17 protein-coding genes are annotated in these 16350 nt (G+C 63.3%); 15 read left to right on the top strand and 2 right to left on the bottom strand.

Going from position 1 to position 16350, the window contains the following annotated elements; translation table 11 throughout:
* The first annotated feature begins 3 nt into the window (after positions 1-3).
* Positions 4-882, top strand: a complete 879-nt coding sequence (locus tag AB4Z27_RS17195) for an N-formylglutamate amidohydrolase (protein ID WP_441644880.1) — start codon at positions 4-6, stop codon at positions 880-882.
* A 77-nt stretch (positions 883-959) separates the two neighbouring features.
* On the opposite strand, the gene AB4Z27_RS17190 is transcribed toward AB4Z27_RS17195, so the two are convergent.
* Together AB4Z27_RS17190 and AB4Z27_RS17185 are read right to left on the bottom strand one after the other, a co-directional pair.
* Positions 960-1322, bottom strand: coding sequence for a hypothetical protein (locus AB4Z27_RS17190; RefSeq protein ID WP_092300357.1), 363 nt, complete (start codon positions 1320-1322; stop codon positions 960-962).
* Positions 1323-1339: 17 nt separating this feature from the next.
* Complete coding sequence (locus tag AB4Z27_RS17185) at positions 1340-1795, bottom strand: penicillin-insensitive murein endopeptidase (RefSeq protein WP_441644879.1); 456 nt, start codon at positions 1793-1795, stop codon at positions 1340-1342.
* Positions 1796-2052: 257 nt separating this feature from the next.
* Between AB4Z27_RS17185 and mnmG the strand changes: the two genes are divergently transcribed.
* The 14 genes from mnmG (at position 2053) to AB4Z27_RS17115 (ending at position 16312) form a co-directional block, all read left to right on the top strand.
* The gene (mnmG, locus tag AB4Z27_RS17180) at positions 2053-4008 is read left to right on the top strand and encodes a tRNA uridine-5-carboxymethylaminomethyl(34) synthesis enzyme MnmG (RefSeq protein WP_441644878.1); all 1956 of its coding nucleotides are present in this window, start codon (positions 2053-2055) and stop codon (positions 4006-4008) included.
* Positions 4009-4719: a 16S rRNA (guanine(527)-N(7))-methyltransferase RsmG gene (gene rsmG, locus AB4Z27_RS17175; protein WP_441644877.1), complete on the top strand. Its 711-nt coding sequence runs from the start codon at positions 4009-4011 to the stop codon at positions 4717-4719.
* A 71-nt stretch (positions 4720-4790) separates the two neighbouring features.
* On the top strand, positions 4791-5564 hold the full coding sequence (locus AB4Z27_RS17170; RefSeq protein WP_092300345.1) for a ParA family protein: 774 nt from the start codon (positions 4791-4793) through the stop codon (positions 5562-5564).
* A 32-nt stretch (positions 5565-5596) separates the two neighbouring features.
* Positions 5597-6499 (top strand): ParB/RepB/Spo0J family partition protein, encoded by a 903-nt coding sequence (locus AB4Z27_RS17165; RefSeq protein ID WP_092300434.1) that lies wholly within the window; start codon positions 5597-5599, stop codon positions 6497-6499.
* Positions 6500-6888: 389 nt separating this feature from the next.
* Entirely contained in the window at positions 6889-7437 is a 549-nt protein-coding gene (locus AB4Z27_RS17160) for an ATP synthase subunit I (RefSeq protein WP_092300343.1), read from the top strand.
* A gap of 267 nt (positions 7438-7704) precedes the next feature.
* The gene (atpB, locus tag AB4Z27_RS17155) at positions 7705-8574 is read left to right on the top strand and encodes a F0F1 ATP synthase subunit A (protein WP_441644876.1); all 870 of its coding nucleotides are present in this window, start codon (positions 7705-7707) and stop codon (positions 8572-8574) included.
* Positions 8575-8637: 63 nt separating this feature from the next.
* On the top strand, positions 8638-8904 hold the full coding sequence (atpE, locus tag AB4Z27_RS17150; protein WP_092138471.1) for a F0F1 ATP synthase subunit C: 267 nt from the start codon (positions 8638-8640) through the stop codon (positions 8902-8904).
* A 105-nt stretch (positions 8905-9009) separates the two neighbouring features.
* Positions 9010-9480, top strand: a complete 471-nt coding sequence (locus AB4Z27_RS17145; protein WP_092300337.1) for a F0F1 ATP synthase subunit B — start codon at positions 9010-9012, stop codon at positions 9478-9480.
* A gap of 2 nt (positions 9481-9482) precedes the next feature.
* Complete coding sequence (locus AB4Z27_RS17140; protein ID WP_092300334.1) at positions 9483-10025, top strand: F0F1 ATP synthase subunit delta; 543 nt, start codon at positions 9483-9485, stop codon at positions 10023-10025.
* A 39-nt stretch (positions 10026-10064) separates the two neighbouring features.
* Positions 10065-11606: a F0F1 ATP synthase subunit alpha gene (gene atpA / locus AB4Z27_RS17135; RefSeq protein ID WP_092300331.1), complete on the top strand. Its 1542-nt coding sequence runs from the start codon at positions 10065-10067 to the stop codon at positions 11604-11606.
* Between the two features lie 74 nt (positions 11607-11680).
* The gene (gene atpG / locus AB4Z27_RS17130) at positions 11681-12556 is read left to right on the top strand and encodes a F0F1 ATP synthase subunit gamma (protein ID WP_092300327.1); all 876 of its coding nucleotides are present in this window, start codon (positions 11681-11683) and stop codon (positions 12554-12556) included.
* Between the two features lie 33 nt (positions 12557-12589).
* On the top strand, positions 12590-13993 hold the full coding sequence (atpD, locus tag AB4Z27_RS17125) for a F0F1 ATP synthase subunit beta (protein WP_092300324.1): 1404 nt from the start codon (positions 12590-12592) through the stop codon (positions 13991-13993).
* A gap of 109 nt (positions 13994-14102) precedes the next feature.
* On the top strand, positions 14103-14519 hold the full coding sequence (locus AB4Z27_RS17120; protein WP_092300321.1) for a F0F1 ATP synthase subunit epsilon: 417 nt from the start codon (positions 14103-14105) through the stop codon (positions 14517-14519).
* An 836-nt stretch (positions 14520-15355) separates the two neighbouring features.
* Positions 15356-16312: an alpha/beta hydrolase gene (locus tag AB4Z27_RS17115; protein WP_441644875.1), complete on the top strand. Its 957-nt coding sequence runs from the start codon at positions 15356-15358 to the stop codon at positions 16310-16312.
* The last annotated feature ends 38 nt before the right edge of the window (positions 16313-16350 follow it).

Here is a 16350-nt window from a genome sequence, read left to right as displayed (position 1 = left end):
GCGATGACGACCTTCGAAGCTGTACAGGGCGACGCCCCGATTGGCCCGTTCTCGCTGGCCGGCCCCCAGGGTGRTCCGCTGCCGCTGGTTTGCGATTCTCCGCACAGCGGCGTGTTCTATCCGGACGACTTCCGCGCGGTGGTGCCGCTGGCGCGGCTGCGAGGTGGGGAGGACACCCACATCGACACGCTGTGGGAAGCCGTGCCCGAGGTCGGCGGGACGCTGGTCGCGGCCACTTTCCCCCGCGTCTATATCGACCCGAACCGGATGCTCGACGACCTCGACCCGGACCTGCTCGACGGCCCCTGGCCGACCACGCTGGCCCCGGGCGAGAAGACGCGCCTCGGCTACGGGCTGGTCTGGCGCAGGCTGGATGCGAATACCCCGATCTATGACCGCAAGCTGTCCGTAGCGGAAGTGCAGACACGGATCGACCGCTATTACCGGCCGTACCACGCGGTGCTGTCGTCGGCGGTGGAGGCCGCTTACAGCCGCTTCGGCGCGGTGTGGCACTTGAACCTGCACTCGATGCCGAACAACGCCTACGAGCGGCTCAAGATCCAGAGCCCGCACCCGCTGGCGGACTTCGTACTGGGCGACCGGGACGGCACCACATGCGAGCCCGGCCTCGTCAACCTCGTGGAGCGGGAACTGCGGAAGATGGGCTACACCGTAGCCCGCAACGACCCGTACAAGGGTGTGCAGCTCATCGCCCAAATCGGCCGCCCCGCCGAGCGCCGCAATAGCCTCCAGATCGAGATCCGCCGCCCGCTCTATATGGATGAGGCAACCAAGGTACCCAATGCGGGTTTCGTGACCCTCCAGCGGGATTTGGGATTGCTGTCGGCGAGCATCGCCACGTATATCCGCGGGAAGCTTTGAAAGCGGTACGGCGATGTTTCACGTGAAACATCGGAGAGGGAAGGGCCCCGCGGAAGCGGGGCTTTTTCTTTGGGGGCTTAACAGATGACGCCGCCGATGCTTTTGCCGGTTTTCAAGTCGAAACCGACGTAGCACACGTATTCCTTGGCAGAGTATCGTAGACAAGAAATTTCTCTTTTTTCCCTCACGCGAGTCGAGGCGTCCGCACCGCATGCATCAGGCCGGTCCGGCCCAAGGGCGTTGAACATCTCTCGGGCGGCGCTACCCGAGATCAAAAAGGAAATCTTACTGTCGCCTTTGCTGGGCGGGATCGTGTCGCCAAGATAGCCRCCATATACAACGTACTCCACTTTTGCTGGACGAAACTCGTACTCCCATGCCGAAGCTGCAGCGCTCACTGCCGCCACGCCCAGCAATGTGGCGACCAGGACTATAGCCATTTGATATCTCATTGTCCTTATCCTCGGACACGAACGTGCAGATGGTTATCGTGGAATGGCTTCCGGACGACCCGTGGGACTGTGAGGTCGTTAAAGTACACATAATCCACGTGTCCACATTGCCAAATGAGCTCGACGAGTCGGCGTGTGGCGGCGCGATCATAGGCCGCTTGCTGGTATTCGACTGGCATGTGTTTCCCGTCCTTACGGACGGGCCGAATGTCGATATCCAGCCCATCCCTATGCGATTTGTGGCCTTCGAAATAGGTGCTGTCGGCGAGACTAATGTTCCCGAATCCCAGCTTCCGATCATCGTGCCGGCCCCATTTGAACTCAAGGTTGAACAAGAACGACAGCATATTCGGATGCGCGTATTGCCCCAGGCCCGCGCTGGGCGTTCCATAGGTGTAGTACGACGCTTCCTCTGGCGCCTGCGGCAGCATGTGAAGACCCCGTGAATCCTGGAAACTCATGACTGAACTCCTGTCTGGTGAGTCCAAGATCATGCGCCGAGTCATGTTGCGACGCAAAAAATGCATCAAATACGTCACAAATGACGTGCGTGGCGGAGATCACAGATTGTGTTCCACGTGAAACACTTCCTCCCACCATGTACCGCACCCGCCATGTTTCACGTGAAACATGGTGTCCGACCAAAGTCCCTGATGGGATTGCCGCTATAATTCGGCATCCTGAATTTTCCCGCCCAGCCTCCCGGAGGAGGTGTCCCATGCTTTACCCGAAAGAGTTCGATGTCATTGTCGTCGGTGGTGGTCACGCCGGCACCGAAGCCGCGCTTGCCGCCGCCCGTATGGGCTGCCAGACGCTGCTGTTGAGCCATAACATCGAGACGTTGGGTCAGATGAGCTGCAATCCGTCGATCGGCGGCATCGGCAAGGGGCATCTGGTCAAGGAAGTGGATGCCATGGGCGGCGCAATGGCGGCGGCCACGGACGAGTCCGGTATCCAGTTCCGCATCCTCAACTCCAGCAAGGGTCCGGCCGTCCGTGCCACGCGTGCCCAGGCGGACCGTGTGCTGTATCGCAAGGCGATTCGGACCCGGCTGGAGAACCAGCCGAGCCTGATGCTGTTCCAGCAGGCCGTCGATGACCTGATGGTGGAGGGCGACCGCGTGGTTGGCGCCATGACCCAGGTTGGCATCGCCTTCCGGGCGCGGGCTGTGGTGCTGACGGCGGGGACGTTCCTCGACGGCAAGATCCACGTCGGGCTGGATAACTACACGGGTGGGCGTGCCGGCGATCCGGCGGCGGTCTCCTTGTCGGCACGTCTGAAGGAATTGAAGCTACCGCAGGGCCGGCTCAAGACCGGCACGCCGCCTCGTATCGACGGGCGCACCATCGACTTTTCGGTGATGGAAGAGCAGCCGGGCGATCTCGATCCGGTGCCGGTGTTCTCCTTCCTGGGCCGTCCGGAGCAGCATCCGCAGCAGCTTCCGTGCTGGATCACGCATACCAACAGCCGTACCCACGACATCATTCGCGGCGGCCTGGACCGCTCTCCGATGTACACCGGTGTGATCGAAGGGGTAGGGCCGCGTTACTGCCCGAGCATCGAGGACAAGATCCATCGCTTTTCGAGCAAGGAAAGCCACCAGATCTTCCTCGAGCCGGAAGGGCTGACGACGAACGAGTTCTATCCGAATGGCATCTCCACCAGCCTGCCTTTCGACGTGCAGCTCGATCTGGTCCATTCAATCCGCGGCATGGAGAACGCGCACATCCTGCGTCCCGGCTACGCGATCGAATATGACTACTTCGATCCGCGTGCGCTGAAGGCGTCGCTGGAGAGCAAGGCCATCCAGGGGCTGTTCTTCGCCGGCCAGATCAACGGTACGACTGGGTACGAGGAAGCCGCCGCGCAGGGCCTGCTGGCCGGTATTAACGCAGGCTGCTTTGTGCGCGAGCGGGATGCCTGGACGCCGCGCCGGGACCAAGCCTACCTCGGCGTGCTGGTCGATGACCTGATCACGCGTGGCGTGACCGAACCGTATCGGATGTTCACGAGCCGTGCCGAATTCCGCCTGAGCCTGCGCGAAGACAACGCGGATATGCGTCTGACCGAGATGGGGCGCGAACTGGGCGTGGTCGATGACGCCCGCTGGGACGCCTTCAATCGGAAGCGCGACGCTGTTTCACGTGAAACAGAGCGCCTGAAGAGCACGTGGGTCAACCCGACGCTGCTGCCCGAGGCTGACGCCGTGCCGCTGCTCGGCAAGGCCATCGAGCGCGAGTATTCGCTGGCTGATCTGCTGCGGCGCCCCGAGGTCACCTATGAGGCACTGATGGCGATGCAGGATGGCCGTCATGCGCCGGAAGGGGTGCTMGATGCAGACCCGATGCTGGCCGAGCAGATCCGCGAGCAGATCGAGATCGGCGTGAAGTACCACGGGTACATCGCCCGCCAGGCCGCCGAGGTGGACAAGCTGGAAGCCAACGAGGCGACAAAGCTGCCGCCTAATTTCGACTACACCGAGGTGCGCGGGCTGGGCTTCGAGGTCAGCCAGAAGCTGAACCAGCATCGTCCGGAAACGCTCGGGCAGGCGTCGCGGATCTCGGGCGTCACGCCGGCCGCGATCTCGCTGCTGTTGGTACACCTCAAGAAGAAGGGCATGGGGCGCGGTGCGTCCGCTGCCGCGCCGGCCGGCAACGGCCAGGAGGCTGCCTGAGTGGGCGGCCCCCGACACCCCGCGATCGACGACGCCGCGCAACGCCGCCGCCTGGAAGCCGGGTTGGCGGCCATCGGCCTGACACTGGCGCCGGCCCAGATCGACACGCTGTTCGCCTACCTGACGCTGCTGCGCAAGTGGAACAGCGTCTACAACCTCACCGCCATCCGTCATCCTGACGAGATGCTCACGCACCATCTGCTCGATTCGCTGACGGCCGTCCCCGCGTTGGCGGAAGCCGCGCGCGCCACGGATGCGGCCGAGCCGGCCCGGGGCAGGGTGCTCGACGTCGGCTCCGGCGGCGGCATGCCCGGGCTGCCGTTGGCGATTGCCTGTCCGGACGTGTCCGTGCTGATGGTCGACATCGTCCAGAAGAAGACCGCGTTCCTGACACAGTGCCGCGCACAGCTTGGGCTGTCCAACGCCGCCGCGCATTGGGGCCCGGTGGAGAAGCTCGAGGACGCCAGCGGCTATGCCGTGATCACGTCGCGGGCGTTCGCGGAGTTGAGCGATTTCGTGAGCCTGTCTGGCCAATTGCTGGCGCCGGGCGGGAAGCTGATCGCGATGAAGGGTATTTATCCACAGGCGGAGATCGATCGCATGGAAGCTGCTGGACTGATGGCGACGTGGCAGGTGGAGGCGGTACCGAAGCTGACGGTGCCGGAACTGGATGCGGAACGGCACCTCGTGGTGCTGTCGCGCCGGTCATGAACGATAATGTGAACAATTCAGCACAAACCGGCCTCGCGCCGGCGGTAAGCACTGAGGAGCAGCAAGCGCCTATGGCCAAGGTATTCGTGATCGCCAACCAGAAGGGCGGTGTGGGCAAGACCACCACCACGGTGAATCTGGCCGCCGGGCTGGCTGCGCAGGGGCAGCGCGTGTTGCTGGTGGACCTCGATCCGCAGGGCAATGCCTCGATGGGCTCCGGCATCGACAAGCAGTCGCTCGAACACAGCGTGTACCAGGTGCTCGTGGGGCTGTCGACGGTGCAGCAGGCGCGCCAGCGTTCCGAGTCCGGCCGCTACGACGTGGTGCCCGCCAACCGCGAACTGGCCGGTGCCGAGGTGGAACTCGTCGAGTTGGACCAGCGTGAGCGCCGGCTCAAGCAGGCGCTGGCCGAGGTGGATGGCGAGTACGACTTCGTGCTGATCGACTGCCCGCCGTCGCTGTCCCTGCTGACGCTGAACGGCCTCTGCGCCGCGCACGGCGTGATCGTGCCGATGCAGTGCGAGTACTTCGCGCTGGAGGGCCTCTCGGACCTCGTCAACACGATCAAGCAGGTCCACGCGAACCTGAACCGCGAGCTGAAGGTGATCGGCCTGCTGCGCGTGATGTTCGACCCGCGCGTGACGCTGCAGCAGCAGGTGTCGGCGCAGCTGGAGGCCCACTTCGGCGACAAGGTGTTCAAGACCGTGATTCCGCGCAACGTGCGGCTGGCCGAGGCTCCGTCCTATGGCATGCCGGGCGTGGCGTTCGACGCCGCGTCGAAGGGCGCCAAGGCGTATCTCGATTTCGGCGCGGAGATGATCGCGCGCGTGCGGCAGCTCGGTTGAGCGTCGCGGATTAGGATAGAAGGATGGCGACCATGAGTACCGCGAAGAAGAAGGGCCTCGGCCGWGGACTGGAGGCACTGCTGGGCGGCCCCGCCGAGATCGTCGAGACCGCGAAGCAGGAGGGCGCGCCCACCGTGCTGCGCCTGGAACAGCTGCAGCCGGGCAAGTACCAGCCGCGCACGCGCATGGACGAGGGTGCGCTGCAGGAGTTGGCCGCGAGCATCCGCGCGCAGGGACTGATGCAGCCGATCCTCGTGCGCCGTGTGGCCGAGCCGGACCGCTACGAGATCATYGCTGGTGAACGCCGCTTCCGCGCCTCGAAGATCGCGGGCCTGGACAAGGTGCCGGTGCTCGTGAAGGACGTGGCCGACGAGGCCGCCGCCGCGATGGCGCTGATCGAGAACATCCAGCGTGAAGACCTGAACCCGCTCGAGGAAGCGCAGGGCATCATGCGGCTGATCCGCGAATTCCAGTTCACGCACGAGCAGGCCGCCGAGTCGGTCGGCCGCTCGCGCAGCGCGGTGTCGAACCTGCTGCGCCTGCTGAACCTGGCCAATCCCGTGCAGACGATGCTGATGGCGGGCGATCTCGACATGGGTCACGCGCGCGCGCTGCTGGCCGTCGACGGCGCCAACCAGATCACGCTCGCCAACCAGATCGTCAACAAGCGGTTGTCGGTGCGCGAGACCGAGAAGCTGGTCACGTCGACGCTCAAGCCGTTCGACCTCAAGTCGCTCAAGCAGAAGACCGGCAACGGCACGCGTGACGTGGCGCGCCTGGAAGAAGAATTGTCCGATACGCTGGGCCTGGCCGTGCAGATCAAGCTCGGCGCGCGCGGCAAGGGTCAGCTGACGATCCACTTCACCAGTAACGACGCCCTCGACGGCGTGCTCACCCGCCTGCGCGAGCCTGCGGACGGCCAGCGCGTGGCCTAGCGTCATCCGCGCGTTACGGCAACCGCTTTGTGCCCCGGAGGCACGCGGTTGTCGGCCTGTTGCGACAATGCCGCGATGTCCGTCGCGGCGCTTCCCACAATCTGCGCGATAACCGAACGGCTTGCACCGTCGAAGGGCAGGGTGCACCGCTCGCGCGCAGGTCAAATCGCCATCATGCGGCCCGTTGCGCGCGCAATCCAATTACGTCTTGCGTCATTGCCGCGCAATATCCCGCCAGCCATCATGGAGGCGTGATAGCAACCGTTGTGCGCAACATGCTGCAAGCTAACTGAAAGCAGATTGACTCGTCTCGTGGATTCCCCGTAGAATCGTGCGGTTTGAATTCTGGCCGGACCCGAAAAGTTCCGGCCTGGAACGAGGCTAGGCAGGTGGTGGTACGAGACCGACAGCAAGACCCTTCGCTGGACCGTGCAGCGTCTCCGGATCAACCGAATACCGCTCGTCGTTACGACGACTGGAGCGATCGGGATGATGACTGGGGCGATGATGGCGCGAATGAAGAACAGGCTGTCGATCCGCTATCGCGTGCCGATGCGGTGACGCTGCTGGGCGAGCGTGCGCTGCGCCCGTCGCGGATGACACCAGCCAGGGTGGTGATGGCGCAGGTTGTTGTGACGCTGCTGTCGGCCTTGGCCTGGGCGGTGTTCGCGCAGGAGCAGGCGGCGTCGGGCTGGTCGGCGTTCTTTGGCGGCACGGTGTGTTTCGTGCCGAGCGGTTTCTTCGCGCTGCGCCTGTGGATGTCGCGCGGGCAGCCGTCGGTCGGCGGCCTGGTGGCCGGCGAGGCGATCAAGGTCTTCGGCACCGTCGCACTGTTCGTGCTGGTGGTGGTGCTGTACCGCGATCTGCGCTGGGTACCGATGCTGGTCACGTTCCTGTTGGCGCTGAAGACATATTGGGTGGCACTCGCGATTCGCTGAGTGGATTCCTGAAGCGGTGGCCGGATGCAAGGGTCGGCTGCCGATTCAAATGAGGCACCCCTCCGGAATATCAAGAGGTTTCAGTTTCACGCGCGGCGGGCCCACGAAGGGGCCAGTGCCGCGTGAGCAAGGTTTGCCCAGAACAACGAGGCGGCTTGCCTGGCGGTGACCGGTCACGTGACCGAAGGCCATGCAAGACGCGTACCGGGCTTCCGCCAGAGCGGGGGCCAGTACCTATCCATTTCGCAATATACGGTTCGCAACGACATGTCAGCAGAAGCTACGCAAGGCGCAGGGCATACGCTCACACCCTCAGGCTATATCGCCGAACATTTGCAGAACTTGAATTCGATCGGCGGGAAGCAGCATTCCGTGGTCGATTTCAGTGTCATCAACTATGACACGGTGTTCTGGTCCGTCCTGTGCGGCGTGCTCGCACTCTCGTTCCTCTACGCCGCCGCGCGCCGCGTGACGCCTGGCGTGCCGGGCCGCTTCCAGGCCTTCGTGGAAATGATCGTCGAGATGGTGGACGACCAGGCCAAGGGCATCATCCACGGCGACCGCTCRTGGATCGCCCCGCTGGCGCTGATGGTGTTCTGCTGGATCACCGTGATGAACGCGATCGACTTGATCCCCGTGGACTGGGTCACCGGCCTGAACCACCTGCTGGGCGTGTTCCACATCCACCTGCCGCACCACCGCGCCGTGGCCACTGCCGACCTGAACGGCACGCTGGGCATGTCCTGTGCCGTGCTGGTGCTGATGATCTACTACAGCTTCAAGATCAAGGGCGTGGGCGGCTTCACGCACGAGCTGTTCTCGGCCCCGTTCGGCGCCAAGTGGTACCTGGCCCCGTTCAACCTGATCCTGAACGTCATCGAATACCTGGCCAAGGCCGTCTCGCTCGGCATGCGGTTGTTCGGCAACATGTACGCCGGCGAACTGGTGTTCCTGCTGATCGCGCTGCTGGGTTCGATCTGGACGTTCAGCGGCGACCTGTCCGCGCTGGGCTTCGTCGGTCACGTGATTGCTGGCGCCGTCTGGGCCATCTTCCACATCCTGATCGTGCTGCTGCAGGCATTCATTTTCATGATGCTGACGCTGGTGTACATCGGCCAGGCTCACGATCACCACTGATTTCAAGGTTTTTGGTTTTTTGGTTTTTTGGTTCTAAGTCTCTCTCAATTTAAAGGAGTCATCATGCAAGCATATCTCGCCAACATCCAGGGTCTGACCGCTATCGGCATCGGCATCATCATCGGTCTGGGCGCCATCGGTGCCTGCCTGGGTATCGCCCTGATGGGCGGTAAGTACATCGAGGCATGCGCACGTCAGCCCGAGCTGATGAACCCGCTGCAAACCAAGATGTTCCTGCTGGCTGGCCTGATCGACGCGGCATTCCTGATCGGCGTGGGTGTTGCAATGCTGTTCGCCTTCGCCAACCCGCTGCTGGCTGTCATTCAGTAAGTCTTTTCGGTCTGCATGATGCTGACGGGCGGCGCAGGCCTCAGTCCGATGGCCTGGCCGCCCTTGTGCATTTATCTGTAGTTTGATTACCGAAAGGAACACACCATGAATCTGAACGCAACGTTTTTTGCGCAGATGGTCGTGTTCTTCATCCTGTGGTGGGTTGTTGCCAAATTCATTTGGCCGCCGCTGGTGAAGGCGCTCGACGAACGCGCAAAGAAGATCGCCGATGGCCTCGCCGCTGCCGAAAAAGGCAAGGCCGAGCTCGAACTCGCTAACAAGCGTGTGGACCAGGCTATGGCCGAAGCCCGCACCGAGGGTGCTCAACGCGTCGCTGACGCCGAGAAGCGCGCCCAGCTGACGGCCGACGAGATCAAGCAGAACGCCCAGGCAGAAGCCGCACGCATCATCGCCCAGGCCAAGGCCGAGGCGGATCAGCAAGTGACCCGCGCTCGCGAACAGCTGCGCGACCAGGTCGCCACGCTGGCCGTGAAGGGCGCCGAGCAGATCCTCAAGCGTGAAGTGAACGCGCAGGTGCACGCCGACCTGCTCAATCAACTCAAGGCTGAGCTCTAATCATGGCTGAAACCGCAACCATTGCCCGTCCCTACGCCGAGGCGCTGTTCCGCGTCGCGAGCGAAGCCGGTGCAGGCAACCTGGGTGCATGGTCCGAACTGGTGTCGGAGATGGGGCAGGTTGCTGCCAATCCCGACATGAAGGCGCTTGCCGACGATCCGAACGTTTCCGCCCAGAAGCTGGCGGAAGTGTTCCAGTCGGTGCTGAAGAGCCCGGTCAACGACGAGGCACGCCGCTTCGTGAACCTGCTGGCGGAGAACCACCGCCTGACGGTGCTGCCGGAAATCGCCGAACAGTTCCATGCGCTCAAGAACGCCCGCGAGGGGTCGTCCGACGTCGAGATCACCAGCGCTTTCCCGCTGGAGACCTCGCAAGTCAACGAACTGGTCGCCGCACTCGAACGCAAGTTCGGCCGCAAGCTGTACGCACAGGTGGCGGTGGACCCGTCCCTGATCGGCGGCGTGAGCGTCAAGGTCGGCGACGAAGTGCTCGACACCTCCGTGCGCGCGCGCCTGGCCGCCATGCAAGCCGCGCTGACCGCCTGACCGCAACGGCCGACGGATTGAAGAATTAGGAGCATTGTGATGCAACTGAACCCCTCAGAAATCAGCGAGCTGATCAAGTCCCGCATCTCGGGTCTTGGCGCCGACGCTGAAGTGCGCAACACCGGCACGGTGATCTCCGTGACCGATGGTATCTGCCGCGTGCACGGCCTGTCCGGCGTGATGCAGGGCGAGATGCTGGAATTCCCCGGCAACACCTTTGGCCTGGCGCTGAACCTGGAGCGTGACTCCGTGGGCGCCGTGGTGCTGGGTGAGTACGAACACATTTCCGAAGGCGACACGGTGAAGTGCACCGGCCGCATTCTGGAAGTGCCGGTGGGACGCGAACTGCTGGGCCGCGTGGTGAACACGCTGGGCCAGCCGATCGACGGCAAGGGCCCGATCAACGCCAAGGAAACGGACGTGATCGAGAAGGTGGCCCCGGGCGTGATCGCACGTCAGTCGGTGAGCCAGCCGGTGCAGACCGGCCTGAAGTCGATCGACGCGATGGTGCCGATCGGCCGTGGCCAGCGCGAGCTGATCATTGGCGACCGCCAGACCGGCAAGACCGCCGTGGCTGTCGACGCCATCATCAACCAGAAGGGCAAGGGCGTCTTCTGCGTGTACGTGGCAATCGGCCAGAAGGCTTCGACGATCGCCAACGTGGTGCGCAAGCTGGAAGAGCACGGCGCGATGGAATACACCGTCGTCGTGGCCGCTGCCGCTTCGGACTCGGCCGCCATGCAGTACCTGGCCGCCTACGCCGGCTGCACGATGGGCGAGTACTTCCGCGACCGCGGCGAAGACGCRCTGATCGTCTATGACGACCTGACCAAGCAAGCCTGGGCCTACCGCCAGGTGTCGCTGCTGCTGCGCCGCCCGCCGGGCCGCGAAGCCTACCCCGGCGACGTCTTCTACCTGCACTCGCGTCTGCTYGAGCGTGCTGCCCGCGTGAACGAAGACTACGTGTCGAAGTTCACCAACGGCGCCGTGACCGGCAAGACCGGCTCGCTGACCGCGCTGCCCGTGATCGAAACGCAGGCTGGCGACGTGTCCGCCTTCGTGCCGACCAACGTGATCTCGATCACCGACGGCCAGATCTTCCTGGAAACCGACCTGTTCAACGCCGGTATCCGCCCCGCTATCAACGCCGGTATCTCGGTGTCGCGCGTCGGTGGTGCTGCCCAGACCAAGGTCATCAAGAAGCTGTCCGGCGGTATCCGTACCGACCTGGCCCAGTACCGTGAACTGGCTGCGTTCGCGCAGTTCGCCTCGGACCTGGACGATGCCACCCGCAAGCAGCTGGAGCGCGGCCGCCGCGTGACGGAACTGCTGAAGCAGCCGCAGTACCAGCCGCTGCAAGTGTGGCAACTGGCCGCGTCGCTGTACGCCGCGAACAATGGCTTCCTGGACAACGTGGACGTGAAGGACATCCTGCCGTTCGAGAAGGGCCTCCACGACCACCTGAAGACCAAGTTCGCCGATCTCGTCAACCGCATCGAAGATACCAAGGATCTGTCGAAGGACGACGAGGCCGCACTGCGTGCCGCGATCGAGGATTTCAGGAAGTCCGCCGCGTTCTAACCGCGTAATTCCACGGATCGTGCCGCGCGCCCGGAGTAACGGTGGCGCGGCGCGAAACGAATGGAGAGGAAGATATGGCCGGAACGAAAGAGATTCGAACCAAGATCAAGAGCGTGCAGAACACGCGCAAGATCACCAAGGCGATGGAGATGGTCGCCGCGTCCAAGATGCGCAAGGCGCAGGAACGGATGCGGAATGCCCGCCCCTACGCCGAGAAAGTGCGGAATATCGCGGCGCACCTGGCTACGGCCAACCCCGAGTTCAAGCATCCGTTCATGCAGGCCCGCGATGTAAAGCGCGCTGGCATGATCGTGGTGACGACGGACAAGGGCCTGTGCGGCGGCATGAACACGAACGTGCTGCGCGCGGTGACCAACGAACTGAAGACCCTGCAGGGCCGCAACGTGGACGTACAAGCGACCGCGATCGGTACCAAGGGCATGCAGTTCCTGGGCCGCATTGGCGCCAAGGTGGTCTCGCATGTGGTGCACCTCGGTGACACCCCGCATCTGGAAAAGCTGATCGGCGCGATCAAGGTCCAGCTCGACGCATTCGCCAATGGCGAGGTCGACGTGGTGTACCTGGCGTACACCAAGTTCATCAATACGATGAAGCAGGAGCCGATGGTCGAGCAACTGCTGCCGCTGGCAGCCGACAAGCTCAGCCAGACCGAAGACGAAAAGCGTGCCTACTCGTGGGATTACATCTACGAGCCTGACGCCCAGACCGTGGTGGAAGAGCTGCTCGTCCGCTACGTCGAAGCGCTGGTGTACCAGGCCGTGGCCGAGAACATGGCGTCCGAGCAATCGGCGCGCATGGTGGCCATGAAGGCTGCTTCCGACAACGCCAAGAACGTGATCGGCGAACTGCAACTGGTCTACAACAAGACCCGTCAGGCAGCGATCACCAAGGAACTGTCGGAAATCGTCAGCGGTGCCGCTGCGGTCTAAGGCGTCAAGTATTCAAGCTATCGGAGATACGAAATGAGTATCGGAAATATTGTGCAGTGCATTGGCGCCGTGGTGGACATCGAGTTCCCGCGTGACGCAATGCCGAAGGTGTACGAGGCGCTCGTGCTGGAAGAATCCGGCGACTCGTCGTTTGCCGAGAAGGGCCTGACCTTCGAAGTGCAGCAGCAGCTGGGCGACGGCGTGGTGCGTACGATTGCCCTGGGCTCGTCCGACGGCCTGCGCCGCGGCATGCCGGTCAAGAGCACTGGCGCTGCCATCTCCGTGCCGGTTGGCCACGGTACGCTGGGCCGCATCATGGACGTGCTGGGTCGTCCCATCGACGAAGCCGGCCCGATCCAGGCTGACGAGCTGCGCGGCATCCACCAGAAGGCCCCGAAGTTCGACGAACTGTCGCCGTCGGTGGACCTGCTGGAAACCGGCATCAAGGTGATCGACCTGGTCTGCCCGTTCGCAAAGGGCGGTAAGGTTGGCCTGTTCGGCGGCGCCGGTGTGGGCAAGACCGTGAACATGATGGAGCTCATCAACAACATCGCCAAGCAGCACAGCGGTTTGTCGGTGTTCGCCGGCGTGGGCGAGCGTACCCGTGAAGGGAACGACTTCTACCACGAAATGAAGGACTCGAACGTGCTCGACAAGGTGGCCATGGTGTTCGGCCAGATGAACGAGCCGCCGGGCAACCGTCTGCGCGTGGCGCTGACCGGCCTGACGATGGCCGAGCGCTTCCGTGACGAAGGCCGCGACATCCTGTTCTTCGTGGACAACATCTACCGCTACACGCTGGCCGGTACCGAAGTGTCCGCACTGCTGGGCCGTATGCCTTCCGCCGTGGGCTACCAGCCGACGCTGGCCGAGGAAATGGGCAAGCTGCAGGAGCGCATCACGTCGACCAAGACTGGCTCGATCACGTCGATCCAGGCCGTGTACGTGCCTGCGGATGACTTGACCGACCCGTCGCCCGCCACGACGTTCCTGCACTTGGACTCGACCGTGGTGCTGTCGCGTGACATCGCAGCGCTGGGTATCTACCCGGCCGTTGACCCGCTCGACTCCACGTCGCGTCAGCTGGATCCGCAAGTCGTCGGCACGGAACACTACGAAGTGGCCCGCCGCGTACAGCAGACCCTGCAGCGCTACAAGGAACTGCGCGACATCATCGCGATTCTGGGCATGGACGAACTGTCGCCGGAAGACAAGCTGGCTGTGTCCCGCGCCCGTAAGATCCAACGTTTCCTGTCGCAGCCGTTCCACGTGGCCGAAGTGTTCACGGGTTCGCCGGGCAAGTACGTGCCGCTGAAGGAAACCATCCGTGGTTTCAAGATGCTGGTGGATGGCGAGTGCGATCACCTGCCGGAACAGGCGTTCTACATGGTCGGTTCGATCGACGAAGCCTTCGAGAAGGCCAAGAAGCTCCAGTAAGCGGTGTGTTTCGCCTTCATGCACCGTGGCAACTGCCGCGGCCCGCGTGGAGGCGRAAACTTGCTTCCTGGTATCGGGAAGCTAACGCTTTCAGGAGAAAGGATCTGATATGGCAACCATTCTTGTAGACGTCGTCAGCGCGGAAGCGTCGATCTTCTCCGGTCAGGCGAAGTTCGTGGCGTTGCCGGGCGAGACGGGTGAACTGGGTATTCTGCCGGGCCACACGCCGCTGATCACCCGCATCCAACCGGGTGCGGTGCGCATCGAGAAGGAAGACGGTAGCGAAGAGTTCGTGTTCGTTGCCGGCGGTATTCTCGAAGTCCAGCCGAAGCACGTAACTGTGCTGGCCGATACTGCCATCCGCGGTAGCGATCTGGACGAAGCCAAGGCGCAGGACGCCAAGCGTGCGGCCGAGGAACTGATGCAGAACCAGGGCAGCGACCTGGACCTGGCGCGCGCACAAAGCGAGCTGGCCGTGGCCGCTGCGCAGCTGGCTGCCATCGCCCGTCTGCGTCGTAAGAAGTAAGCAGTTAAGTAGGACTGGCGCACCTGTTGTTTTTTCGGTGCGCCATGGAAAAAGGCAGCCATGTGGCTGCCTTTTTTGTTCGACGGGCGCTATATTTTCCTGCCTGGACCACAAAAAAAAGCGCGCGGGCCGGGGAGGCTCCGCGCGGACGGGAAAATCCCTTCGAGGGGTCAATTCGAAGGAACGGGTTCGGTCCAGGATTTACTCACGAGCGCATCGGAGTCTTCTCTCCGCATCCTTGGCGAGGTCTCCGACATCACGTCCGGGGAAACTCAAGCCACGCGCCGATCGGTCTTTCCTGGTGCTCCGGATCGGCAAGTTCTGACTTGCTGGTCCGGAAAATCGGGATACTGCCAAGCAAACTCTTCAGGCTTTCTTCCGCATCCCCTTATTTTTCAATGCTTTACGGGTGGGGACACTTCACACCAGCGCTTCGGTGTGTCAATGCATTGTGGGGGAAACTTCTGGGGATGGCAGTAACAAAATGTATCGTTTTGCAAGTAGTTGAAAGCCCGGCGAGTAAGAAACCGGCGTTTTAGACGCTTTTATGCGCCGATCGGGGCCCAATCTGCACACGGATCGCCGCAGCCCCGGCAAGCCAATGTTAAGACATTTAAGCGCTAGGCTACTGAATGCATTAGGTTTTCTGCGAATGCATAATCCGTACTCCCCACTTTTGGGGGATAAAGAAAACTCCCGCTTTAAAACTGTGTTCGGTAGCGCCTCTAGCGTTACGATTCGATACGGTTCAAGCGCACCCTTCGCCGCTTTGTTTCCTTCGTCGCCCTCCGCCGGGCGATTACACTGGCGCCAGTTCAGATTTTCCACGACGCGCCATGGCCATCGACCCCCAGATTCTCGCCTATTACCAACGCATGGCCGAGCAATACGCCGGCCAGCCCGTACCCGTTGATGCGTCCGCGCGCCGCGCACGCTTCGACGAGGTGGCCGCGCAGTCGTTAATCGACGACCCGGCGGGCATGGCCGTTACCGACATCACGATCGAGACCGGCACGGCGTCGCTGCCTGTGCGCCTGTTCCGTCCTGCCGATGTGGAACGCCCACGCCTGATCGTCTATTTCCATGGCGGCGGCTGGGTGGTTGGCTCGCCGCGCACCCACCACACGGTGGCCGCCTTGCTGGCCGAAGACACGGGTTGCGTGGTGGCCAGCGTCGATTACCGGCTCGCGCCGGAACACGCTTTTCCTGCGCCGTGCGATGACGCGATCGGTGCCGTGCGCGCGCTGGCGGCAATGCGCGAGGCGCTCGACGTCGATCCGACCTTCCTCGCCGTGGCCGGCGACAGCGCGGGCGCGCACCTCGCCGCCGTGGCCGCCCGCGAGGTCAATGCCGCCGCCGGCGCCCCGGTCGTCAACGCGCAGCTGCTGATCTATCCGGTCACCGCACCGGTGCTGACCACGGAGAGCTACCGCGCCTTCGCCGACGGTCCGGGCCTGACGCGTGACGAGATGGCCTGGTTCTGGACCCAATTCATCGGCGTCGATGCCCTGGTGCGTGGCCCCGAGRCCACYGACCCGCGCATCCATTTGATGGCCACCGCGCCCTCGCGGCYGCCGCCGGCCAGCGTGGTGCTGGTCGCCGCCAACGACGTATTGCGCGATGACGGCCTCGCYTACGCCGATTTTCTCGTGCGCCACGACGCCCCGGTCGTCACGATCGAGGCCAGCGGTATGACCCACGGCTTCGCGCGCCTGCAGCCGGACGCGCCGCGCGCCCGCGAGTGGATGCGCCGCGCCGCGCAAGCCTTCGTCGGCATCTTCGACGAGGCATGACACCTTTCCCGGACACCGTGTGGCGGCGGGCATCCCTT

The sequence above is a fragment of the Cupriavidus sp. KB_39 genome (genome assembly GCF_052114485.1).
Taxonomy (GTDB): domain Bacteria; phylum Pseudomonadota; class Gammaproteobacteria; order Burkholderiales; family Burkholderiaceae; genus Cupriavidus.
The sequence above is the reverse complement of the archived record's forward strand: the minus strand, read 5'-3'. Positions and strand labels throughout refer to the sequence as shown.